The sequence below is a fragment of the Planococcus sp. ISL-110 genome (genome assembly GCF_018613575.1).
GTDB lineage: Bacteria > Bacillota > Bacilli > Bacillales_A > Planococcaceae > Planococcus.
Genome location: NZ_JAGGPX010000037.1, coordinates 19574 through 43504 on the forward strand (window position 1 = coordinate 19574; position 23931 = coordinate 43504).

At 47.0% G+C, this 23931-nt stretch carries 20 protein-coding genes and 2 pseudogenes; 19 read left to right on the forward strand and 3 right to left on the reverse strand.

The features are described from left to right. Window positions 1-26 precede the first annotated feature (26 nt). The 9 genes from pcrB to J7I83_RS17120 all read left to right on the forward strand — a co-directional run bounded on the left by pcrB (window position 27) and on the right by J7I83_RS17120 (window position 11487). Window positions 27-719, forward strand: coding sequence for a heptaprenylglyceryl phosphate synthase (gene pcrB, locus J7I83_RS17080; RefSeq protein WP_215102724.1), 693 nt, complete (start codon window positions 27-29; stop codon window positions 717-719). 40 nt (window positions 720-759) lie between these two features. Further along, window positions 760-2973: a DNA helicase PcrA gene (pcrA, locus tag J7I83_RS17085; protein ID WP_215102726.1), complete on the forward strand. Its 2214-nt coding sequence runs from the start codon at window positions 760-762 to the stop codon at window positions 2971-2973. Between the two features lie 15 nt (window positions 2974-2988). Further along, on the forward strand, window positions 2989-4995 hold the full coding sequence (ligA, locus tag J7I83_RS17090; protein WP_215102728.1) for an NAD-dependent DNA ligase LigA: 2007 nt from the start codon (window positions 2989-2991) through the stop codon (window positions 4993-4995). Between the two features lie 12 nt (window positions 4996-5007). Further along, window positions 5008-6138 carry a CamS family sex pheromone protein gene (locus tag J7I83_RS17095; protein ID WP_215102730.1) on the forward strand — a complete coding sequence of 377 codons (1131 nt, stop codon included), beginning with the start codon at window positions 5008-5010 and terminating at the stop codon, window positions 6136-6138. Window positions 6139-6239: 101 nt separating this feature from the next. Continuing rightward, window positions 6240-6530, forward strand: a complete 291-nt coding sequence (gene gatC, locus J7I83_RS17100; RefSeq protein ID WP_215102732.1) for an Asp-tRNA(Asn)/Glu-tRNA(Gln) amidotransferase subunit GatC — start codon at window positions 6240-6242, stop codon at window positions 6528-6530. A 19-nt stretch (window positions 6531-6549) separates the two neighbouring features. Beyond that, complete coding sequence (gene gatA / locus J7I83_RS17105; RefSeq protein ID WP_215102734.1) at window positions 6550-8019, forward strand: Asp-tRNA(Asn)/Glu-tRNA(Gln) amidotransferase subunit GatA; 1470 nt, start codon at window positions 6550-6552, stop codon at window positions 8017-8019. Further along, window positions 8016-9446, forward strand: coding sequence for an Asp-tRNA(Asn)/Glu-tRNA(Gln) amidotransferase subunit GatB (gene gatB, locus J7I83_RS17110; RefSeq protein ID WP_215102736.1), 1431 nt, complete (start codon window positions 8016-8018; stop codon window positions 9444-9446). The genes gatA and gatB overlap by 4 nt, the downstream gene beginning before the upstream one ends. A 456-nt stretch (window positions 9447-9902) precedes the next feature. Then, window positions 9903-10463 carry a thioredoxin family protein gene (locus tag J7I83_RS17115; RefSeq protein ID WP_215102738.1) on the forward strand — a complete coding sequence of 187 codons (561 nt, stop codon included), beginning with the start codon at window positions 9903-9905 and terminating at the stop codon, window positions 10461-10463. 109 nt (window positions 10464-10572) lie between these two features. Beyond that, window positions 10573-11487: a diacylglycerol kinase gene (locus J7I83_RS17120; RefSeq protein ID WP_215102839.1), complete on the forward strand. Its 915-nt coding sequence runs from the start codon at window positions 10573-10575 to the stop codon at window positions 11485-11487. Between the two features lie 65 nt (window positions 11488-11552). On the opposite strand, the gene J7I83_RS17125 is transcribed toward J7I83_RS17120, so the two are convergent. Next, window positions 11553-11981 (reverse strand): NUDIX hydrolase, encoded by a 429-nt coding sequence (locus J7I83_RS17125; protein ID WP_215102740.1) that lies wholly within the window; start codon window positions 11979-11981, stop codon window positions 11553-11555. 228 nt (window positions 11982-12209) lie between these two features. Between J7I83_RS17125 and J7I83_RS17130 the strand changes: the two genes are divergently transcribed. The 6 genes from J7I83_RS17130 (at window position 12210) to J7I83_RS17150 (ending at window position 17935) form a co-directional block, all read left to right on the forward strand. Further along, window positions 12210-13532, forward strand: a complete 1323-nt coding sequence (locus J7I83_RS17130; RefSeq protein WP_215102840.1) for a cytochrome ubiquinol oxidase subunit I — start codon at window positions 12210-12212, stop codon at window positions 13530-13532. Then, on the forward strand, window positions 13529-14557 hold the full coding sequence (locus tag J7I83_RS17135) for a cytochrome d ubiquinol oxidase subunit II (RefSeq protein WP_215102742.1): 1029 nt from the start codon (window positions 13529-13531) through the stop codon (window positions 14555-14557). The genes J7I83_RS17130 and J7I83_RS17135 overlap by 4 nt, the downstream gene beginning before the upstream one ends. Window positions 14558-14571: 14 nt before the next feature. After that, window positions 14572-14682 carry a cytochrome bd oxidase small subunit CydS family protein gene (gene cydS / locus J7I83_RS18220; protein WP_483313468.1) on the forward strand — a complete coding sequence of 37 codons (111 nt, stop codon included), beginning with the start codon at window positions 14572-14574 and terminating at the stop codon, window positions 14680-14682. A gap of 72 nt (window positions 14683-14754) precedes the next feature. Continuing rightward, entirely contained in the window at window positions 14755-16116 is a 1362-nt protein-coding gene (gene rlmD / locus J7I83_RS17140) for a 23S rRNA (uracil(1939)-C(5))-methyltransferase RlmD (protein WP_215102744.1), read from the forward strand. Window positions 16117-16262: 146 nt separating this feature from the next. After that, window positions 16263-16421, forward strand: a complete 159-nt coding sequence (fbpA, locus tag J7I83_RS17145) for a Fur-regulated basic protein FbpA (RefSeq protein ID WP_215102746.1) — start codon at window positions 16263-16265, stop codon at window positions 16419-16421. Window positions 16422-16465: 44 nt separating this feature from the next. Then, complete coding sequence (locus J7I83_RS17150) at window positions 16466-17935, forward strand: amidase family protein (protein ID WP_215102748.1); 1470 nt, start codon at window positions 16466-16468, stop codon at window positions 17933-17935. A 17-nt stretch (window positions 17936-17952) separates the two neighbouring features. Here J7I83_RS17150 and J7I83_RS17155 read toward each other — a convergent pair whose 3' ends face one another. Together J7I83_RS17155 and J7I83_RS18170 are read right to left on the reverse strand one after the other, a co-directional pair. Next, on the reverse strand, window positions 17953-18660 hold the full coding sequence (locus J7I83_RS17155) for a TetR/AcrR family transcriptional regulator (RefSeq protein WP_251047707.1): 708 nt from the start codon (window positions 18658-18660) through the stop codon (window positions 17953-17955). Window positions 18661-18714: 54 nt separating this feature from the next. Continuing rightward, window positions 18715-18765 (reverse strand): annotated as a pseudogene (locus J7I83_RS18170) (hypothetical protein); the annotation flags it as partial. 219 nt (window positions 18766-18984) lie between these two features. Between J7I83_RS18170 and J7I83_RS17160 the strand changes: the two are divergent. The 4 genes and pseudogenes from J7I83_RS17160 (at window position 18985) to J7I83_RS17175 (ending at window position 23878) form a co-directional block, all read left to right on the forward strand. Further along, a pseudogene (locus J7I83_RS17160) lies at window positions 18985-20455 on the forward strand (MDR family MFS transporter). A 106-nt stretch (window positions 20456-20561) separates the two neighbouring features. Next, window positions 20562-21722, forward strand: a complete 1161-nt coding sequence (locus J7I83_RS17165) for a DEAD/DEAH box helicase (protein WP_215102750.1) — start codon at window positions 20562-20564, stop codon at window positions 21720-21722. Beyond that, the gene (locus J7I83_RS17170; protein WP_215102752.1) at window positions 21719-22948 is read left to right on the forward strand and encodes an aminopeptidase; all 1230 of its coding nucleotides are present in this window, start codon (window positions 21719-21721) and stop codon (window positions 22946-22948) included. Before J7I83_RS17165 ends, J7I83_RS17170 begins: the two co-directional genes overlap by 4 nt. A gap of 9 nt (window positions 22949-22957) precedes the next feature. After that, a complete protein-coding gene (locus tag J7I83_RS17175; protein ID WP_353048304.1) occupies window positions 22958-23878 on the forward strand; it encodes an SGNH/GDSL hydrolase family protein in 921 nt (306 codons plus the stop codon). Window positions 23879-23931: the final 53 nt, after the last annotated feature.

A 23931-nucleotide genomic window follows, 5' to 3' on the forward strand; every position in this document is an offset into this window, starting at 1 on the left:
AATGATGCAAAGTTGGGTGAAACGAGATGGATTTCAAAACATGGCGGCATGTCTTTAAATTAGATTCGGCAAAAGAAATAACGGATGGACATTTGGAACGAATTTGCAGATCCGGGACTGATGCCATCTTGATTGGCGGCAGTGATAATGTCACACTCGACAATGTCCTTCTTTTAACAGAGCGTGTGCAGGGCTATGCCCTCCCGTTGGTCATGGAAGTCTCGACCATCGAATCTGTTGCACCGGGCTTTGACTATTATTTTATCCCGACTGTACTCAACAGCGACGATCCCAGGTGGATCAAAGGCCTTCATCACGAAGCAATCCGCGAATATGGCGAGATCCTGGACTGGAATGAACTGATTCCGGAAGGCTATTGCATTTTGAATAGGGATTGCAAAGCGGCCAAGTTAACTGGAGCTAAAACAGAGTTGGCTGCGGATGACGTCTTGGCCTATGCCCGTCTGGCTGAACATTTTTTCCGGCTGCCGATTTTTTATATGGAGTACAGTGGTGTTTATGGAGACATGAAACTGGTCCGGAAAGTAAAAGAGGTCCTGTCCGAAACCCGCTTGTTTTACGGTGGAGGCATCGACTCAGCTGACAAAGCAATCGCGGCATTGAACGTCGCAGATACCATTGTGGTCGGCAATATTATTTATGAAAATATTGATAAAGCGATTGAAACCGTAGAGGCAGTTGCGGAAACGGCTGACTGAGCGTTATAATAATGAGAACGAATGTTCGAGGTGGTGCGCAATGGAATTGATAACGAAGAACTTACTGAATGGAATGAACCCGGAACAAGCGGAAGCTGTCCAGGCGACTGAGGGCCCTTTATTGATCATGGCAGGTGCGGGATCTGGTAAAACGCGTGTGCTGACGCATCGGATCGCTTATTTGGTGCTGGAAAAACAGGTTTACCCGTCCAATATCCTGGCGATTACGTTCACCAATAAAGCGGCACGCGAAATGCGCAACCGGATCGACGGATTATTGGGGCATGGAACAGGTCAGCGTATGTGGGCTTCCACGTTCCACTCGATGTGCGTCCGGATTTTGCGGCGCGATATCGACCGTTTGGGCATGTCGAAGAGTTTTTCGATTCTGGATACGACCGACCAATTGACGGTCATCAAGAATGTCCTGAAGCAGCAGAACCTGGATCCGAAAAAATATGAACCGCGGACCATGCTGAATGCCATTTCTTCGGCAAAAAATGAATGCATCGATGCAACGCAGTTTGCGGCGGATATGAATCAGTTCAACCCGTATGAAAAGACCATTTCTGATGTCTACTTTGCTTATGAAAAACGGCTAAAGAAAAACCAGTCGCTAGATTTTGACGATCTGATCATGACGACACTGAATTTATTCAATACGGTTCCTGAAGTGTTGGAGTATTACCAGAATAAATTCCATTACATTCATGTGGATGAGTATCAGGACACCAACAACGCCCAATACCAACTGGTCCAGAAATTGGCCAGCAAGTTTAAGAATATCTGTGTGGTAGGGGATTCAGATCAGTCGATTTATCGCTGGCGCGGAGCTGATATCACTAACATCCTGTCATTTGAAAAAGATTACCCGAATGCCAAAGTGATCATGCTCGAGCAGAATTACCGCTCGACCAAACGCATCCTGCAGGCAGCCAATGATGTCATCCAGAAAAACACCAGCCGTTATCCGAAGGAGTTGCGGACTGACAATGACGATGGTCCGGCCATCACCCTGCATAAAGCGGGGGATGAACGCCAGGAAGCACAATTCGTTGTTCAGACTATTCAGAAGCTGATGGAAGAGGAGAATTACAAAACTTCAGATTTTGCCATTCTTTACCGCACCAATGCACAATCCCGGATCATGGAGGAAATGTTCGTCAAATCGAATATGTCCTATACCATTGTCGGTGGAACGAAGTTCTATGACCGCAAGGAGATCAAGGATTTGTTGGCATATTTGCGCTTGATCGCCAATAATGACGATGATTTGTCATTGGCCCGTGTCATCAATGAACCAAAGCGCGGCATCGGGGCGACTTCTTTCGAGAAGATGGCGCGTTTCGCAATTGAACAGGACCGTACCATCATGGATGCTTTGCAGGAAGCCGACTTTATGGGGCTGACAGCCAAAACGGCACAAACTGCTCTTGAATTCCGGACGATGATCGATAGCTTCACGCAAATGCAGGAGTATTTGTCGGTCACGGAATTGGTGGAGGAAGTACTGAAAAAATCAGGCTACCGCCAGATGCTGCAAATCGATAAAACAATCGAGGGCGAGAGCCGCCTTGAAAACCTGGAAGAGTTCCTATCCGTGACCAAAGCGTTTGAAAAGCAAAGCGATGACAAATCGCTGGTTTCCTTCCTGACGGATTTGGCGCTCATTTCGGATATTGATTCTTTGGATGATGAAGAAGACGCGGATGGCCCGATTATCCTGATGACGATGCACGCAGCAAAAGGACTGGAATTTCCTGTGGTCTTTATCATCGGGCTGGAAGAAAACGTCTTCCCGCATTCCCGGTCGAATAATGACGATGAAGAATTGGAAGAAGAGCGGCGCCTGGCTTACGTGGGGATTACCCGTGCTGAAAAACGGCTTTATTTGACGCATGCATCTTCCCGTACATTGTTCGGGAAAAGCAATTTTAATATGCCGTCCCGATTCATCTCTGAAATCTCAGAGGATTTGATTGAACAGACAACGGCTCATCACCGTGCTGGTGCAGCTACGAGTTACAGACAGGCACCGAAACGTGCAGCTGTCACGCGTCCCGGCTACAATCAGTCAGGCGGCGAAAAGCTCGGCTGGAAAACCGGTGATCGAGCAGCACATAAAAAGTGGGGCACTGGAACGGTCGTCAGCGTCAAAGGCGAAGGTGAACAAACCGAGCTCGATATTGCGTTCCCAAGCCCTGTCGGCATCAAGCGGCTATTGGCCAAATTTGCGCCGATTGAAAAAGTATAATCGGGAGGAAACACTATGGATCGCATGAAAGCGGAAGAACGCGTAAACGAATTGAACGAACTGCTTCGGAACTATGGCCATGCTTATTATGTATTGGATAAACCGGTTGTTCCGGATGCTATATACGATCAATTGCTAAATGAATTGCTCGACTTGGAAACACTCTATCCCGATTTGGTGTTTCCGGATTCCCCGACCCAACGTGTCGGTGGAACAACGATTTCCACGGTTGCCAAAGTGACGCACGAACGGCCAATGCTCAGCTTGTCGAACGTCTTTGGTGAAGAAGATCTGCGTGACTTCGACAAACGGGTGCGCAGTGGTGCAGGCGACGGGATCGAATACGTCTGTGAGTTGAAAATTGATGGACTTGCCGTGTCGCTCATGTACGAAGACGGCAAATTCGTCAGAGGTGCAACGCGCGGAGACGGCCGAATAGGCGAAGATATCACCGTCAACCTGCGGACCATCCAGTCGATTCCACTGAAATTAAAACAGCCGGTAACGCTTGAAGTGCGCGGCGAAGTCTTTATGCCGAAAGGATCCTTCCACGCCCTGAATGAGTTGCGTGGCGAGCGGGGGGAAGAGTTGTTCGCCAATCCGCGAAATGCCGCCGCCGGATCGCTGCGGCAGTTGGATCCAAAAATTGCAGCGAGCCGGAATCTGGATGTCTTCATCTACGGAATTGGTGGAGACGGGGAGACCTACGGCTTGTCTGAGCACGATGAGTCGCTCGGTTACTTGGCGGGTCTCGGGTTTAAGACCAACGAAGAACGGAAGGTTTGCACAAGCGTGGAAGAAGTGCTGGCTTATATCGAGAAATGGACAGAAAACCGCACCAAGCTATCCTACGAAATCGATGGCATCGTCATCAAAGTCAATCGTTTTCTTCACCAGCAGGATCTTGGATTTACAGCAAAAAGCCCGAAATGGGCCACGGCCTACAAATTCCCTGCCGAAGAAGTAATGACCACGGTACGTGACATTGAATTGAGTGTCGGCCGGACTGGTGTTGTGACTCCGACCGCCTTACTGGATCCGGTTTCTGTCGCAGGTACGACCGTCCAACGGGCTTCTTTGCATAACGAAGATTTGATCAAGGAAAAGGATATCCGGATCGGCGACAAAGTTATTATCCGAAAAGCGGGAGACATCATTCCCGAAGTGGTTTCAGTCATTGTTGAGCAGCGGACAGGGGACGAGCTGCCATTTGAGATGCCGACCAATTGTCCGGCGTGCGACAGCGAGCTTGTCCGTATCGAAGGAGAAGTTGCTCTTCGCTGCGTCAATCCGCAATGTCCAGCACAAATTACGGAAGGCCTGATTCATTTTGTATCCCGTAACGCCATGAATATTGATGGGCTGGGAGAAAAAGTAATTGAGCAATTATACCGGGAAGGCCTGATCCGGGATATTTCCGATATTTATAAGCTGACCAAAGAGCAGTTGCTGGAGTTGGAACGAATGGGCGACAAATCGGCTTCCAATCTGATAGCGGCAATTGATGCATCGAGAAGCAACTCGATGGAGAAATTGCTGTTCGGCCTTGGCATTCGCCATGTAGGTGAGAGAGGTGCCCGTATTTTGTCCGAGCATTTTGGTACAATGGAGCAGCTGATGAAAGCATCTAAAGAAGAACTGGTTGAAATCCATGAAATCGGCGGAAAAATGGCTGATTCCATTGTCGCTTATTTTGATACTGAAGAAGTTCGGGCATTGCTGGAACGTTTACGCGAGGCTGGCGTCAATTTAACATATACTGGTGTACGGGTCCGCGTGGAGGCAGGAGCCAACGCATTCGCAGGTAAAAAAATTGTTTTGACCGGCAAGCTGGGGCAATTGACCCGACAGGAAGCCAGTGCACAGATTGAAGCACTTGGCGGCAAACTCTCCGGAAGTGTCAGCAAAAAAACTGATCTGTTGATTGCCGGTGAAGAAGCAGGCTCCAAGCTCGACAAGGCGCTTGAGCTGAAGGTGGCCATATGGGACGAAGAACGTCTCGTTGAGGAATTGAACAAATAAGGGGATTTTAACATGAAACGCATATGGTGGATTCCAATCAGCTTGCTGCTGTTAACGGGATGTGTTCCTTCCGGGACTGATGAAGAAACGGAAGTGATAAATGAAGAAGAAGAAGTAGAGACGGCAATAATTCCTAGCATGCAGTTGGATGATCAGTTTTACCGTACACTCTTGCCATATAAAGAAAGCGCCACTAGAGGGAAAATCGTCAATCGCCTAAACTCCCGCTATGATATCACCGAGACCGAAAATGGCCTGTTGCGGTTGTCACAGAAGCAGTTTTCACCGGATGATTATTATTTCCAGGAAGGCCAAAAAATCACTGACGAGGATGTGACTTCCTGGCTGCAGCGGGTCAGCAAAGATAATCCGGCGGGATTGAATGCGGCTGATGAACGCACTTCAGCGCAAAAAAAGGAGGGTCAACGTCCTCCTGCTGAAATTCTGGCGCACGTCATTGAACAGAATTATTTGGTGAAGACCGATGAAGATACGATACGGCTTGGCGGAATTTCAGTCGGCTTGGCGCTGAATTCGGTGTACTACAGTTCTGAAGATGGGGTTTCCTATGAAGAAGAGATTCCGCGGGAGCAGATTGAAAAAGAAGGCAAACGGATGGCCGACGAAATCGTCAAGCGCTTGCGTGAGAAAGAGGGCTTGGCCGATGTGCCGATCGTAGTGGGGCTCTTTAAACAGAATCCCAACAATGCGATGGTACCGGGCGCTTACTTCTCGTATGGTGCAGCTCCAGGCGGTCAAGAGGCTGTAGCGAATTGGACTGCAGTAAACGAGGCTTACGTGTTGTTTCCGACTGCTGGTGCAGATGAAGGCTACCGGGACATCGATACCGCATTCCGCAATTTCAAACAGGATGTTGAAATTTATTTTTCCAATTTCACCAGTGTCATCGGCACCGGATTTTATCAGGAAAACGAATTAAAGGAACTGAAGATTGAAATTCCCATCCAGTTCTACGGCGCAGCTGAAGTCATCGGATTCACGCAATACGTGACCGGGCTTGTCATGGATCATTTCCCTGAAAATGTATTAGTGGAAGTCAGCGTGACTTCGACCAACGGCCCTGAAGCGTTGATATTGCGAAAAGCAGGAGATACCGAACCGTTTGTTCACATTTATGAATAAATTGCGGTAAAACAGGGATGGCCATGCGGCTGTCCCTATTCATTTTTTTAGAAAAATGTTATGATATAGCGTATGTTTACTGAATCCGGAGGTGTAGAAAAATGGCGAAAATGACTAAAGAAGAAGTAATCGAAGTCGCTCATTTGGCGAGATTGGCAATTACTGATGAAGAAGCAGAACATTTTGCAGATCAATTGGAAGCAATTACAAACGCAATGGAATTGCTCAATGAACTGGATACAGAAAATGTTGAGCCGACCACTCATGTTTTGCAGATGGTCAATGTATTGCGCGAAGACAAATCCATTCCTGGATTGGACCGCGAATTGGTTTTGAAAAACGTAAAAGAGCACGAAGGTGGACAAGTAAAAGTCCCAACAATCTTAGAATAGCCGGAAGGAGGAACCATAGATGTCATTGGTGGAAAAAACAGCTGCACAATTGCAGGAAATGATACATACAAAAGAGACGACCATTGCTGAAATGACCCAAAAAGCGTTTGACCGCATCGAGGCCCTCGAGCCGAAAGTGGATGCTTTTCTCGCGTTGAACAAAGAACGTGCAACGCAGCAAGCCGCAGAAATGGACAGAGTGCCGTTTGCTGACCGTGGACCGTTATTTGGTTTGCCGATCGGAGTAAAGGACAATATCGTAACGGAAGGCTTGGAAACAACAGCTTCGAGCCGCATTCTTGAAGGGTTCAACCCGATCTACAATGCAACTGTGGTCGAGAAATTAAGAGAAGCCGGAATGGTGACAATCGGGAAAATGAATATGGATGAATTCGCAATGGGTTCTTCCAACGAAAATTCTTACTACAAGAAAACAAAAAATCCCTGGAATCTTGAAACGGTTCCGGGCGGTTCTTCAGGTGGCTCTGCTGCTGCGGTTGCTGCAGGAGAAGTGCCTTTCACTTTGGGCTCGGATACCGGTGGATCGATCCGCCAGCCTGCAGCTTTCTGCGGTGTGGTCGGCATGAAGCCGACTTACGGACGGGTTTCCCGTTTTGGCCTGATTGCATACGCTTCTTCATTGGATCAAATCGGTCCAATCACAAGAACCGTTAAAGACAATGCTTTGCTGTTGAACGCCATTTCTGGATATGACGATAAAGATTCAACTTCTGCCAATGTGGAAGTTCCGGATTTCGCTGCTGCCTTGACTGGTGACATTACGGGCTTGCGCATCGGTGTTCCAAAAGAGTATTTTGCTGAAGGCGTTGGCGAAGCAGCTAAACAAGCTGTCCATGACGCCTTGAAAGTTCTTGAAGAGCGTGGCGCAATCTGTGAAGAAATTTCGCTTCCCCATTCGAAGTATGCTTTGGCAACATATTATTTATTGGCTTCTTCTGAAGCATCTTCCAATCTTTCCCGCTTTGACGGAATCCGTTATGGTTACCGCACCGAGAAAGCCGGAAATCTTCTTGAATTTTACATGAATACCCGTTCTGAAGGATTTGGCGATGAAGTCAAGCGCCGCATCATGCTTGGCACATACGCATTAAGCTCAGGGTATTACGAGGCTTATTACAAAAAAGCACAAAAAGTCCGCACACTGATCAAAAAAGACTTTGACGATGCGTTTGAAAAATACGATGTCATCATCGGCCCGACAACGCCGACACCGGCATTTAAAATTGGTGAGATCATCGATGATCCATTGACGATGTATGCTAACGACATTTTGACGATTCCAGTCAACCTTGCGGGTGTACCAGCAATTTCCATCCCTTGTGGATTCGACAACGGCTTGCCGCTAGGTCTGCAGATTATCGGAAAATATTTTGACGAAGAAACGGTATACCGCGTTGCTGATGTTTTTGAACAAGCAACCGAGTTTCATAAAAAAACTCCTCAAACCTGGGAGGGAGCAGCACAATGAATTTTGAAACGATCATCGGGCTTGAAGTCCACGTTGAATTAAAAACGGATTCGAAAATGTTTTCTCCAGCACCTGCTCATTTTGGCGCTGAACCAAACACCAATACCAACGTCATCGACCTTGGCTATCCGGGCGTCTTGCCGGTAGTCAATAAGCGTGCAGTCGATTGGGCGATGAAAGCGGCACTCGCATTAAACTGCGAAATTACCCGCCACACCAAATTTGACCGCAAAAACTATTTCTATCCGGACAATCCGAAAGCCTATCAGATTTCACAATTTGATCAGCCGATCGGCGAACACGGCTGGATTGAAATTGAAGTAAAAGGCGAGAAGAAACGCATTGGCATCACACGCCTCCATATGGAAGAAGATGCTGGAAAACTGACGCATACCGGCAATGGCCATTCACTGGTCGACTTTAATCGCCAGGGCACACCGTTGATCGAAATCGTTTCGGAACCGGATATGCGCACAGCTGATGAAGCTTATGCCTTTCTGGAAAAAATCAAAGCGATTATTCAGTACACCGGTGTTTCGGACGTGCGGATGGAAGAAGGTTCATTGCGCTGCGACGCAAACATCTCTCTTCGCCCATTTGGCCAGGATGAATTCGGTACGAAGACGGAATTGAAGAACTTGAATTCATTCAACTTTGTCCGTAAAGGCATCGAGCACGAACAGATTCGCCAAGAGCAGGTTTTGCTTGCAGGTGGAATTATCGAACAGGAAACACGCCGTTACGATGAATCGACAGGGAAAACCCTGTTGATGCGCATTAAAGAAGGATCTGACGATTACCGCTACTTCCCGGAACCGGATCTTGTCGACATTGTCATTGACGATGCTTGGTTAGAACGTGTCCGTGCTGAAATTCCGGAATTGCCGGATGCCCGGAAAGCCCGCTATGTTTCGGAGCTTGGCATGTCTTCATATGACGCCATGGTTTTGACGCTGGCAAAACCGATTTCTGATTTCTTCGAAGCGACTGTAGCTGTTGGTGCTGACGCCAAATTGGCTTCCAACTGGCTGATGGGTGAAGTTTCCGCATATCTCAACGCTGAGCAAAAAGAGCTGGAAGATACGGCATTGACACCTGAAGGTTTGGCAGGCATGATCAAACTGATTTCCGATGGGACGATTTCATCTAAAATTGCCAAGAAAGTTTTCAAAGAATTGATCGAAAAAGGCGGCGACGCGAACAATATCGTCAAAGCAAAAGGGCTTGTCCAGATTTCGGATGAAAACACATTGCGTGAATTTGTCACAACGGCACTCGACAGCAACCCGCAATCGATCGAAGACTTCAAAAACGGTAAGGACCGTGCAATCGGTTTTCTTGTCGGGCAGATCATGAAGCAGACAAAAGGGCAGGCAAATCCGCCATTGCTCAATAAAATCCTTCTGGTAGAAATTGCAAAAAGATAAAGAAAAGCTGAAGAGAGGTATAAGGGTGGTCCATTATGGGCCATCCTTTTTTTTTGTGAGTTATAGAAAAGAGCGTGGTTGTTAATCGTCGCTTGGTCCATGGACATTTGTGATTAGAAAGCATGCCATACTGCATCGATTCTTTTAAAAAAGCTAGAAGGCTGAGCTGAGTTTATGGTACGGGAACTAAGCGTGAACTAGAAGCGTCTTTAAAGCGATGGTTGGTTTTTTTGTTTTCTATATTCCTGCAAATCGCGGTTTCTGTATCTCAGCCTTGAAGACTTTGCTGCAGAACAGTAAACTGGTAATAAAGACAAGTTTTGGCCAATGGGATGTGTTCTATTAATCATTGGCTATAGGTGGATCCGAACGAATTTTTAAACAAACGAATCTTCTGCCTTGAGAGTGGAAGATAATCGGTTGAATGGTAAAGCAGGAAAAAGGAGACGTGATTTTATGATGACAGAGCAGCAGTATTTTGAAAACGGTATCACTTTGGAAAGCTATATGGCTCAAATGGAGTCGAATCAGGACAAATCCTATAGTATCTATGAAAAGTTCAACCTTCCGGAAGATCCGGAATTCATGACTTTGCTGAAAGATAAGAAGCCCCATATCTTAGTAATCACCGAGGACTGGTGCGGAGATGCCATGATGAACAATGCCATCCTGCGGAAAATCACCGATGCGGCCAATTTAGAGGTCCGTTGCATATACCGGGATGAAAATCTGGAATTGATGGACCGCTACTTGACGAACGGCGGACGTTCCATTCCGAAATACATCCTACTTTCGGATGAAGGCAATGTCCTTGGAGACTGGGGGCCAAGAGCGCCTAAAGTACAGGCGTTTGTCGATGAGAAAAAATCGGTGCTTCCTGAGATAGGTGATCCGCAATACGAGCTTCACATGAAGACAGTCATTGGTGAGATTTCGGATGGTTTTGTCTATAAGGCTGATTTTTGGCAAATTGTTTACGAAGACTTGCGCCAAGCATTTGAAAAAGCGTTAAAATAAGGATGATGATCTCTCATTAGGAAAAGTGCGGTAATGTACCGGGAAATGCTTGATGAAACCGCAATTTGTTCCTCTGATCTTTACAGAAAGTCCAGAAAGGCTGAATCTGATGAAACGTGCACGCATTATTTACAATCCAACTTCCGGCCGTGAGCTATTCCGGAAACATTTACCTGAGGTCTTGGAAAAAATGGAACAGGCCGGCTATGAAACTTCCTGCCATGCGACCACCTGCGAAGGCGATGCCATCCGGGCAGCAACTTTTGCTGTTGAGCGAAAGTTTGATTTGGTGATTGCAGTGGGGGGAGACGGTACCTTGAATGAAGTCGTATCGGGAATCGCTAAATTTGAAAACCGTCCCAAAGTCGGCCTTATTCCAATGGGGACGACCAACGATTTTGCACGTGCTGTCCATATTCCCCGCGATATTACAAAGGCAGTGGACATTATTCTGAAAGGGGATTCCATCCCTGTAGATATCGGTCTGATGAACGGTGACCGCTATTTCATTAATATTGCAGGCGGAGGCAGGCTTACAGAGTTGACCTACGAGGTGCCGAGTAAATTGAAAACGGTGCTTGGCCAAATGGCCTATTATTTAAAAGGCATTGAAATGATTCCTTCCATCCGGTCTTCACGTGTCCGGATTGAATACGATGGCCAGGTTTTCGATGACAGTGCGATGATGTTTTTGATCGGATTGACCAACTCTGTTGGCGGTTTCGAAAAGCTGGCGCCGGATGCTAACATCAATGATGGCAAATTCACTTTGTTGATTTTAAAAGAGCTCAATATGGCAGAGTTTATCCGCGTGGCCTCTTTAGCTTTACGGGGTGAGCATTTATCGGATCCGCACGTGATTTATGCAAAAGCAAGCAAAATTACAGTGACGACGAAAGAGCGGGTCTTGCTGAATCTGGATGGGGAGTATGGCGGCGTGCTGCCGGCTGTTTTCGAAAATCTGGCTGGCCATATTGAGATATATGTACCGATTGATTTTTTTAACGAAAAAGACCGCAAATAAAAAGCTGGTAAACGGTGTAATACCGTTTTCCAGCTTTTTATTTTTAAGAGGCCAGAGCCAGTTGCTTATAGAAGTTCAATTGCTTTGTCTTGCTCTTCTGCCAGCTGGGGCAGATTTTTAATTGGTTCCCATCGGAACAACAGGGTCATGCCATTGTCGCGACCATAGCTTTTGATCATATGTTCGAACTGTTCGACCGGTTCACCTGTATATTCAAAATGAAAGATATTCCGTTCGTAAGCTTTGTCCTGATGTTCAGGATAATACGTATACTTGTGGATTTTTCCGGCAAAATCGATAACTTCACGCGGCAATCCTGTTTCTTCTTTTACTTCTCTGTACAAGGCATCGATCAACAGCTCGTCGTCTTCAATCGTGCCACCTGGTACTTGCAGGCCAACTTCCGGTTCGCCTTTGTACTCGAATACAAGCAGTTCACGATTTTCCTTTTCACCTCTTGTAATATACGCAAATACTTTTCGCTTTGTTCTCATGATGCCTCACCCTTTTTCTTTATTCTATATAGAATACTAAAAATTGAGAAAAATTTCAATTCTTTTTGTTCAATCTTTGTCACAGCTTATTCAAAGTTTGGCATAAAAACAAGGCTTGGTGAGCGTTTTGGAAAGTGGGTTTGATGTACAATAAGAACAAGTGTCACAGTGAATCACCAGCTTTCAAAAAAGGAGACGAGTAGATTGGAATTTCAAGATCCGGCTTTTATGAGCCGCATTCTAACGTTATTGACTTTATCATTCCATATTCTTTATGCAACGATAGGCGTAGGTGTCCCACTCATGATTATGATTGCCCAGTGGGTGGGTATTAAGAAAAAAGACGATCATTACATTTTGCTGGCTCGCCGTTGGGCCAGAGGATTTGTTATTACGGTTGCGGTAGGTGTTGTAACCGGTACGGCAATCGGCTTGCAGTTATCATTGCTGTGGCCGAATTTCATGCAATTGGCAGGTAATGTCATCGCATTGCCTTTGTTCATGGAAGTTTTCGCGTTTTTCTTTGAAGCCATCTTCCTGGGGATTTATCTCTACACATGGGACCGCTTTGAAGATCAGCGTAAACATTTTCTGTTGCTTATTCCGGTTGCACTCGGTGCAGCCGCGTCATCTGTTTTCATTACCATCGTCAACGCCTTCATGAACCAACCGCAGGGCTTTGAAATACTGAACGGTGAAATGGTCAATGTCGATCCGCTGCTGGCCATGTTCAGTCCGGCAGTACCGACAAAAGTGGCGCACGTTATGGCCACTGCATTCATGACCAGTGCATTTGTGCTGGCCTCCATTGCAGCGCTGCGCATGCTGGGTGGATCCAAACATATCTATCATAAAAAAGCTTTGTTCCTGACCATGAAACTGGGACTGGTGTTTGCTATTGCCACTGCCTTGATCGGAGACTTCTCCGGTAAATATTTGGCAGAGTACCAGCCGGAAAAACTGGCAGCTGCTGAATGGCATTTTGAAACCGAAGAAGATGCAAGTCTGATTTTGTTCGGAATTCTAGACGGGGAAGAAGCGAAGTACGCTATCGAAATTCCTTATGCGCTGAGTATCCTGGCGCATGGCGATCCGTTTGCTGAAGTTACCGGGCTCAATGAATTTCCAGAGGACGAAAGACCTCCGCTGTGGATCCATTATCTTTTTGATACGATGGTCACCATCGGCATGTGGCTGGCATTCTTTTCCTTTGTTTATGTTGTTGCTGCTTTCCGCAACTGGTCGTTTATCCAAACAAGATGGTTCCGTTGGCTCACAGTGGCAGGAGGGCCTTTGGCGCTCATTGCCATTGAAGCAGGATGGTGGTTCACAGAAGTGGGACGCCAGCCCTGGATTCTCAGAGGCTATATGACGGTAAGCGAGGGGGCGACCACCAGCGGCAATGTGGATCTGATGATTGTTCTGTTCGCTGGCCTGTATGTTATTCTCGGCATCGGGACAGCTGTCGTCCTAACCCGGATGTACAGACAAAACCCGGTTGAAAAAGAATTGGCAGCACGTGAAAATGGAAAGGGTGGTGAAGAAGAATGACATTAGAAATTATCGGCATCTCGGTTCTTTGGCTGTTTCTGTTTCTGTATGTCATCGTAGCGTCGATCGATTTCGGTGCTGGCTTCTTTAATGCCTATAGCTCTTTTGTCGGCAAGCAGCATATTCTGACGGGAGTTATCCAGCGTTACTTGTCGCCGGTCTGGGAAGTCACCAATGTATTTTTTGTGTTCTTCTTTGTCGGGATCATCGGATTTTTCCCGCAGACCGCTTTTTACTACGGAACAACTCTGTTAGTTCCAGCCAGTCTGGCACTGATCCTGCTAGCGATTCGCGGTTCCTATTACGCGTTTGCAACTTACGGGGCTAAAATCAATCATAGAGGCTATATCTATATGTATGGATTGTCGGGTCTTTTGCTGCCGGCTGCCTTGTCGCCGGTGCTGGCCATGTCCGAAGGCGGTTTTATCCTAATGGATAACGGCCAGCCTTATCTTGATTACTGGGCATTGTTCACGAGCCCATTAATGTGGAGTATTGTGGTATTGAGTTTAACAGCAGTTCTTTACATTTCAGCTGTGTTCCTGACCTGGTATTCCGCTAAAGCAGGGGACGCCAAGGCCACCAATTTAATGCGCAAATATGCGCTGATCTGGGCGGGGCCAGCCATTGTCACGGCAACCGGCATTATTTACGAACTGCGCGGACACAATCCTGAGCATTATGCGCGCATTCTCGATTTATGGTGGGTATTCGCTGTTTCGTTCCTGCTGTTTGCTGGAACGGTTTACCTGATCTGGAAAAAACGCCATTATGGCTGGGCTTTCATTTTGTTGATGGGGCAGTTCTTCACGGCGTTCTTCGCATACGGTGCGTCGCATTACCCGTATTTGCTGTATCCGTATTTGACGATCTACGACAGCTTTACGAATGAAGCCATGGCGATCGCGTTGATCATCGCGTTTATCGCAGGCCTTTTCCTGCTGCTGCCATCGCTTTACTTATTGTTCCGTCTGTTCCTGTTCGATAAAGATTACATCGAAGGCAAATCGGATTACCACGCATAGAGGAGGCATTATCCATGCAGGATTTCATGATATTTTATGCACCATTTCTGGTTTTGTTAGGAGCCATCATTTTTGGGTTCTGGTTCTCCCTGAAAGACGGTCCCGTAACGAAAGACCAGGACTAGAAACGCGTGCAGGCTTTTGCCTGCCGCGTTTTTTTGTTGTATGATTAGTAGATGTGAAATGGAGTGAAATTTTTGAAACCAGTAAATAAAAATGACCGGATAACGGTCCACGTAGAAGATTTGACGCATGACGGTGCAGGCGTAGCAAAAGTGGAAGGCTATCCGCTATTCATACCGGGTGCGTTGCCGGGAGAAGATGTTTTGGTCCACGTATTAAAGACTTTAAAATCATATGGCTTTGCAAAGCTGATTGAAATACAGCAGGCTTCACCGTTCCGTGTTACGGCCCCTTGTCCGGTATTCGATACATGCGGAGGCTGCCAAATACAGCACCTGTCTTACGAAGGACAGATGACCTTTAAACAAAAATTGGTGCGCGATGCCATCACGCGAATCGGCAAATTGCCGGACGTGCCGGTGCACCCTGTAAAAGGAATGGAACACCCATGGCGCTACCGCAATAAATCCCAGATTCCGTTCGGCACGCAAGACGGCAAAGTTGTGGCTGGATTTTACCAGCCGCGTTCGCATGATATTGCGGACACAGACATCTGCCTCATCCAAACGCCGGAAGCGGATGCCATCATGGCAGCTCTAAAAAAGAACTTGGCTGAAATAGGAATCGAACCATACGAAGAAGCGACACACCGCGGCATGCTGCGCCATGTAGTGGTCCGGAAAGCCCGGGCTACTGGAGAAATTATGGTAGTGCTGGTAACAAAGAAAAAGAAATTTGCTCAAGCGGCTCGCGCCATTGAATTGATTCAGGCGACAGTTCCGGAAGTCACGTCGATTGTCCAGAACATTAACAGTGAAAAAACCAATGTTATTTTTGGCGATGAGACCTTGACGCTGTGGGGCAAAGACGTGATAGAAGACCAGATCGGGGACGTCCGTTTTGAAATATCAGCACGTTCTTTTTACCAGATTAATCCCGAACAGACAGAAGTCCTCTATGGACAGGCGCTCCAATATGCCCAATTGACCGGAAAAGAAACGGTTATCGACGCGTATTGCGGCATTGGGACTATTTCGTTGTTCCTCGCCCAGCGAGCAGTGTTCGTCATGGGTGTCGAGATTGTGCCACAGGCCATAGAAGATGCGAAGCGAAACGCGGAACTGAACGGCTTAACTAATACGCTGTTCGAAGCAGGACCGGCGGAACAAGTCATACCGCGCTGGTACAAAGAAGGCAAAAAGGCAGATGTGTTGGTCGTTGATCCTCCGCGTAAGGGCTGCGACGAGCAATTGCTGCGGACCATCCTCAAGCAGCGCCCGATGCGCGTAGTCTATGTGTCCTGCAACCCTGCGACACTGGCGCGCGACCTGCGCATACTGGAAGATGGCGGTTACCGGACGAAAGAAGTACAGCCTGTCGATATGTTTCCGCAGTCCACGCATTGTGAAGCGGTGGCTTGGCTGGAACTGGCATAATAAAACAGCCCGATCAGCGTTTTTCGCTGATCGGGCTGTTTTATTATGCCAGTTAACATATGCCCTTTTAATAAAGTGTAGGTTTTAAACGGACAGGCAAAAGGGTAAACACAGGGGAGTACTTCCAGAAGGAGAGAGCGGATAAAATGGAACAGATACCCGAGTCAAAATTCACTGATAAACGTGAAAATATCATTCAGGGATTGGTCGAACAAAATGTCTTTAAGATCAATGGACGACAACTATATGAGACTTCACTTTATGAGTTAATGAAAACTTATACAGAAACTAACCAAGCCGGCTGATTTCGGCTTTTTTCAATGGCTTTTATTGAATGGGAGGGATATCCATGCATAATAAAAAATTGGAAGAATACCGCCGGAAGCGGCTTGATGAACTGACGATTGGTGAAATGCAGGAAGAGATGGTGCAGGGAAACCTGACTTCCGAAGAACTGGTGCTGATGTATAAAGAAAATATTTCCTTGCGGGATAAAAACACACGGGCTGTTCTTGAGATAAATCCGGATGCACTGTTGACTGCACAGGCGCTTGATTTTGAACGTGGCCAAACAGGACCGCGTTCTGCGCTTCATGGCATTCCAATCCTCGTCAAGGACAATATGGATACCGGTGACAAGCTGCATACCAGTGCCGGATCTTTGGCGCTGAAGGGCCATTATGCGCTGCGTGACGCCAAAATAGTGGGAAAGCTGCGGCAGGCAGGTGCAGTGATTCTCGGCAAGACTAATATCACAGAATGGGCCAATTTCATGTCGGATAAAATGCCCAATGGCTATAGCTCGAGAGGCGGACAAGTGAAAAATCCATACGGTGCATTTGATGTGGGCGGCTCGAGCTCAGGCTCAGCTGCAGCCATAGCCTCGAATTTAGCGGCAGGCGCTTTCGGAACAGAGACATCCGGTTCCATCATCAATCCAGCTGCACAGAATAGCTTGGTCGGCATTAAGCCGACTGTCGGCTTGGCCAGCCGGACCGGTATTATTCCGTTATCACATACCCAGGATGTCCCTGGGCCTTTAGCGCGGACGGTTGCCGATGCTGTAGCGCTTTTTGAAGCCATCATCGGTGTCGATCCGGAAGATATGAGCACCGCGTTTGCAGTCCTGTTTGAAAACTATGATTGGAACAAGCACTTAAAAAATGATGGCCTTCAAGGCGTAAAACTCGGTGTAGCCAGAGGGCTATTCAAAGAAATCAGGGATGAGCAGGCAGCTCTTTTCGAAAAAGCGCTGGGTACACTGCGTGATAGCGGTGCGGAAATCATGGATGACGTCGATTTAGGCGTCCATCAGGAGGATTTGGGATTTGCTGTGCTTCTGCATGAGTTCAAGGCGAACCTTAATGTCTATCTGGCAAAATCAAACCCGAATCAGCCAATCCGCTCCTTGGATGACGTCATCGCATTCAATAATGAACATGCGGATAAGATGCTGAAGTTCGGCCAAAATCTGCTTGAACAAGCGAATAACATAACAGGCATGCTGACAGAACGGGAGTACGTAGAAGCGTTGGAACGCAACCGTTTTTTGGCAGCAGAGCATGGCATGAAGAGAGCGCTGGAGAATATCGGTGTGGATGCCCTAGTGCTGCCGCAGGATTTCGGCTGTAATATTGGTGCGGCCGCTGGCTTTCCTTCGATTACGGTGCCTTTTGGCTATAGTGAATCAGGAGAACCCTTCGGCATTACGTTTGCCGGCCAGGCATTCAGTGAGCCGGTTTTAATTGAATATGCCTTTGCATTTGAACAAGCCGCCAAAGCGCGGCGCAAACCACATGAAAAAGAGCGAAGCCACTGACTGGCTTCGCTCTTTTTTTATGCAATGTCGGCTAAATGCTTCCATATCTGTTCAATCATGATTGACAACTCGGATTCGATCCGGTCATCATTCGCCAGTGTAATGAGTAAACTTCTAATCAATGCTTTTCTTGGCGTCTCCGTCGCCAGCTCTGCTGAAAGAAACTGTACAAGCTGTTTTATGTTTTCCTGACTTTTAAGTTTCTTTGCATACTGATCCAGCAGAGGAGAAAGCTCTTCCATGCTGATATCGTCAGCTGAAGCAGCAAGCGGCAACTTCAAGTTGCCGAAAAATGTGTCTTTTGCCGCTATTTGAAGAGTGATGGTCGCCTGCAGGCGGCGGATGACGAAAGACGATAGCTTGTCTGCGGGCAAACTCTCGATAGAGACAAGGCGCCACAGATGGATCAGCTGTTGGACATAACCATGGACAAATGCCGCATTTTCCAAGGCATAGGGCGCTGCTTCCTTGCCGAACACATCCACAATCCGTGAAGAAATCCATTCAATTTCCAGTGAGTACTGTTTGACAGAAAAAGATTTTAATTCGGGATCCTGTGAATAGTAAATGCTTTCATAGAGCGCAAACAGGTTTTTTTCAAGGTTTAGCTTAATGCGGATATACAATTGTTCTGCTAACATTTCCGGATCGTTGGCAGACATTCCAGCAGCTGCTGCCATCCTCCGCTGCCGAATTTCACTGCCGATAGATTCCATAATTGCCATAAGGCATTCCGATTTGGAGCCGAAATAATTATAAAAAGTTCCTTTTGATACTCTGGTGTCATCCAGGTTACCCTGAATTGAGGAAGAGTTATAGCCTTTGTTGATGAAAAGCTCATAGGCTGTAGGATCTGCTTTTTTTTAGGATTCATTTACATCACCTTTATACCGTTAGTATATTTTTTGTTATAACTTGAAAAAAACTTTCATATCAATGTTTTAAGGTGTTCGCAACAAAAAACTTGAAAAAATATACAGTGAGTATAGAATAATTCAATAGAGAAATAGACAAGAATTAAGAATGCCATTTACGGAGGAAGTATTAGTATGAAAGAACAGAAAAAAACACCTTATGGCATCATTGCCATTCTCTTTACCGGCGCATTCGTAGCCATCTTTAACCAGACCTTATTAAATATTGCGTTGCCTGAAATAATGCTGGAATTGAATATCGACGCTTCTACAGCGCAATGGCTCGTCACAGGGTATATGTTGGTCAATGGGATTTTAATTCCGGCCAGTGCTTTTTTCATTCAGCGCTATTCGAACCGTTCGATTTTTATCGTAGCAATGTCACTGTTTGCCTCGGAACTTTATTGGTGGCAGTAGCGCCTGTGTTCAGCATCCTATTAGTGGGAAGAATGATTCAAGCTGCCGGTGCGGCATTGATGATGCCGTAATTGATGAATGTCATGCTGGCTGCTTTTCCGGTTGAAAAACGAGGATCTGCGATGGGCGTGTTCGGCTTGGTCATGGTTGTTGCACCTGCAATCGGGCCGACACTTTCCGGGTTTGTCGTTGAGCATTACTCATGGCGTGTGCTTTTCTGGATTTTTTTGCCGGTAGCTTTAATTCCACTTGCTTTGGGAATTTTCAAATTTAAAAACCTGACCTTCCAGAACCGGGAAATATCGCTTGATAAAGCGTCGCTGGCGCTTTCAAGTCTAGGCTTCGGCGGTGTCTTATATGGATTCAGTTCAGCCGGGACGCTGGGCTGGACCGATCCGGTTGTTGTGGTGACCATTGCCATCGGCGTCATCTCGCTCATTTTCTTCGGTTTCCGCCAGTTGAAATTGGATGAACCGCTTTTGGAAATCCGAATTTATAAATACCCGATGTTCGCTTTGTCATCTGTGATTTCAATCGCGCTATCCATGTCGATGTTCTCGGCAATGATTCTGATGCCGATTTATGTACAGACCATCAAAGGCATTTCGCCAATTGATTCAGGCTTGCTGATGCTGCCTGGCGCGTTAGCCATGGGTTTTATGTCTTCCGTTACCGGCCAGCTTTTTGACCGGTTCGGGGCAAAAGTTTTGGCCATTCCTGGTTTAGCCATCGTTGTCATCACAACTTACATGTTTAGCCAGCTAAGCTTGGATTCCAGCTACATCAGTATCATGATGATGTATACGCTGCGGATGTTCGGCATTTCGATGGTGATGATGCCGGTCATGACCAATGGCTTGAATACCTTGCCGATAAAAGAATATCCGCACGGAACGGCAATCAACAACACATTGCAGCAAGTGGCTGGTGCTTGTGGGCTCTGCTTTCCTGATTACCATCATGAATACGCCTACAGAGTCGACAGCCCAAGAGCTTGCAGCGGTAGGGGGCTGCTCCTGAAAGCATCATGAACATAGCAATGCTGGACGGCATCAACTTCGCCTTTTTCGTATCGACTTTTATTGCGCTGGTCGCGTTGATTCTGGCTTTCTTTATTAAAAAAACGGTACGGCCGGTAACTGAAACGGAGAGGGAAATCGTCTGCCGCCAAAAAGAAATAACTGAATAATCCATGAGGCCAGCCCGTATGCGGGTTGGCTTTTCGTATGTCAAAAAAGGCGGCAGTACGGCAAATATGGTACACTAAAAGCAATGAAAAGAAGGTGGAATCGCAAATGACTTTTATAAATGAATTAAGCCCGATATGGCAAGAAAAATGGAAAAAAGCTGGATTTGAAACAGCAATGCCGATTCAGGAACAGATGATTCCAGAAATGTTGGCAGGCAATGATATCGTTGCAGAATCACCAACAGGTTCAGGCAAGACTTTGGCATATGTGCTGCCGATATTGGAACGGATCAATCCGGAAAAACAGGCGATCCAGGCAATGATCGTGGCTCCGTCGCAGGAATTGTCAATGCAGATCGTCAACGTATTGCGTGAATGGACAGAAGGAACCGATGTCACGGTCACGCAATTGATCGGCGGAGCAAACATGCAGCGCCAATTGGAGAAGCTTAAGAAAAAGCCGACCATCGTGGTGGGTACGCCGGGACGCCTGAATGAATTGGTGAAAACCAAAAAGCTGAAAATGCACGAAATTCGGATCTTGGTATTGGATGAAGGCGATCAGCTGATGGCGCGGGAGCATCGCGGCATCATGAAGGACTTGATTGAAAAAACCCAACACGACCGCCAATTGGTGTTGGTATCAGCAACGATCACCGAAGAAATAGAATTGGTGGCGGAACGATTGATGCAGCACCCGACACGTCTGCAGGTAACAGCAGAGGATCTGCCGATGTTTGGGAAAGTGACACATTCATTTATTAAAGTGGACGAGCGCGACAAGACCGATTTGCTGCGCAGCATTTCGCATATCCCAGGCATGAAGGCTTTGGCATTCGTCAATAATTTGGACCAACTGCTGATGAAGGAAAATAAATTGAAATTCCGTGATGTGAAAATCGTCACCCTGCATTCAGAAATGAAAAAAGATGAACGCAAAAAAGCATTGGATGCTTTCCGAAAAGGGGAAGTAGCTGTGTTGATCGCGACAGAAGTGGCGGCCCGCGGGTTGGATATCGATCAAGTGACGCATGTCATCCATGTTGATGTTCCCCAGACGGTTGAGCAGTATCTGCACCGTTCAGGAAGAACGGGAAGAGCAGGAGCGGATGGCGAAGTGTTGACTCTATTGGCATATTCCGATGAACGCCATTACAAAAAATTCACTAAGGAACTGCCTTCCAAGCCTGTTCAAAAAGTGATCCATGGAGGAAAATTGATTGAAGGTTCCAGCAAAACCATCGCGGCAAAGGGGAATAAACGATGAATTTTCAGGAAAAGCTTGAACAATATGCTGATTTGACAGTCTATGTAGGGCTGAATGTTCAAAAAGGGCAATTGGTTGTGATCAATACTACGACCGATACACTTGAGTTCACACGGCTTGTTGTCAGAAAAGCGTATGAAGCAGGTGCGAAACAGGTACAGGTCAACTACGAAGACCCAGTGCTGACACGGACGCATTTTGAGCTGGCGCCGGACGACGCATTTAAGGAATACCCGGAATGGTCCGTCGTCCAGCGCGATAAAGTGATCAATACGGGCGGTTCTTTCTTGTGGATCGACGCGGAAGATCCGGATTTATTGACCGGCATTTCGGCAAAACGTCTTGCTGACTCGCAAAAGTCTGCGGGGAAAGCATTAGAGCGTTACCGCCAGGCGGTCGGTACAGACAAAGTGGCCTGGTCGATCGTAGCCATTCCGTCCCAAAAATGGGCACAAAAAGTATTTCCGGACTTGCCGGCTGAAACACAGATGGATGCCCTATGGCAAGCCATTTTCAAAACGGTGCGCATCGGTGAAGGGGATGCAGTCCTAGCATGGAAAAATCACATCGCTTTATTAGAACAGCGCGCTTCTCAATTAAACGATAGACGCTATGTGAAATTGCAATATAGTGCACCCGGAACAGATCTGACAATCGAACTTCCAGACAAGCATATTTGGATGTCCGGTGCGTCACAAACGCCTCAAGGTAATCCGTTCATTGCCAATATGCCAACCGAGGAAGTCTATACCGTTCCGTTAAAACATGGAGTCGATGGCACGGTCCGAAATACAAAGCCTCTCGTCTATCAAGGCAATGTAATTGATGGCTTTACGCTGACTTTTGAAAAAGGAAAAGTTGTTGATGCAAAAGCAGAGACAGGACAAGAACTCCTTAATGAAATGATCAATGCGGACGAGGGAGCGGCTTATTTGGGAGAAGTGGCATTGGTGCCATACCATTCACCAATCTCCAATTCAAATATTTTGTTCTACAATACCTTGTTCGATGAAAATGCCTCGAATCATTTGGCAATCGGTGATTCTTATCCGACCTGCTATGAAGGGGCACGTGATTTGGAACGCAAACAATTGGCAGCTATCGGTTTGAATACCTCGATTGTCCATGAAGATTTCATGATCGGCAGTGACAAGATGGATATTGACGGCATCACATCGGATGGTTCAAAAGAGCCCATCTTCCGAAATGGAGACTGGGCATTCTAAGAGTAAGAGGTGATTGAGTTGAAGAAGTATTGGATTGGAGCACTGGCCAGCTTGTTGCTCTTTAGCGGAACGGCTTCGGCACAGACAGGGTCCGAAATTTCAGCAGTCTATATGGCGATTGGTGATTCTTTGGCAGCGGGACAGACACCTGAAAGCCAAATAGATACCGGTTATGCGGATTTGATTGCCCAGGAGCTGTCGCGTAATCAAACCGTGGCATTTTATTCGAAAAACCTGGCATTTCCGGGCTTTACCACTACGGATGTATTAGACAGCATTCAATCGGACGAAGCGAAGGAGCTGCTGTCATCGGCCAATCTCATTACCGTATCAGCAGGAGCGAACGACCTCCTGCGCTTGGTACAGGGAGATGCGGGACAGGGGTCTCTGGCTTTCCAGCAGGTCCAGGTGGACTTTGCCCTCAATAAGGCAAGAAACAATATGGATTTGATCCTGGCTGAACTTACTGAACAATCTCCGGATGCAGCTGTCTACGTGATGGGGTATTATTTTGCTTATCCGCATGTCCGTGACACCCAAAAGAACGGGACGGCCAGACAGCTTGACCGGCTAAATGAAATTCTTCAGCTATCGGCTGAAAAGGCGGGTGCCGTTTTTGTGTCAGTAGACCAGTCATTTGGCGCGAATGCTGTGGATAAGGTTCCGAATCCAGCTGACGTCCATCCGAATGCAGCCGGTTACCAGGCGATGGCAAATGAATTCTTTGGTGAATACCAGGATGCATGGACGGTAGAGGATCTTGAAATGCCGCTGCCGAATCCTTTGTCTTTCGAACAAATCATGGAAGCGCAGGACCAGGAAGAGCAGGAGAATCCCGAAGGTGAGGAGGCCGAAGAAACAGCACAGCGGCCTTCTGATGATAACCCAACCGGTTATTTTGCATTGCGTGAAGCAATGCCTTATATCTAGAAAAGCGGAAGCGCCTGTGTAGCTCTGCTGGTCTGGTTTATGACCCAAAGAGC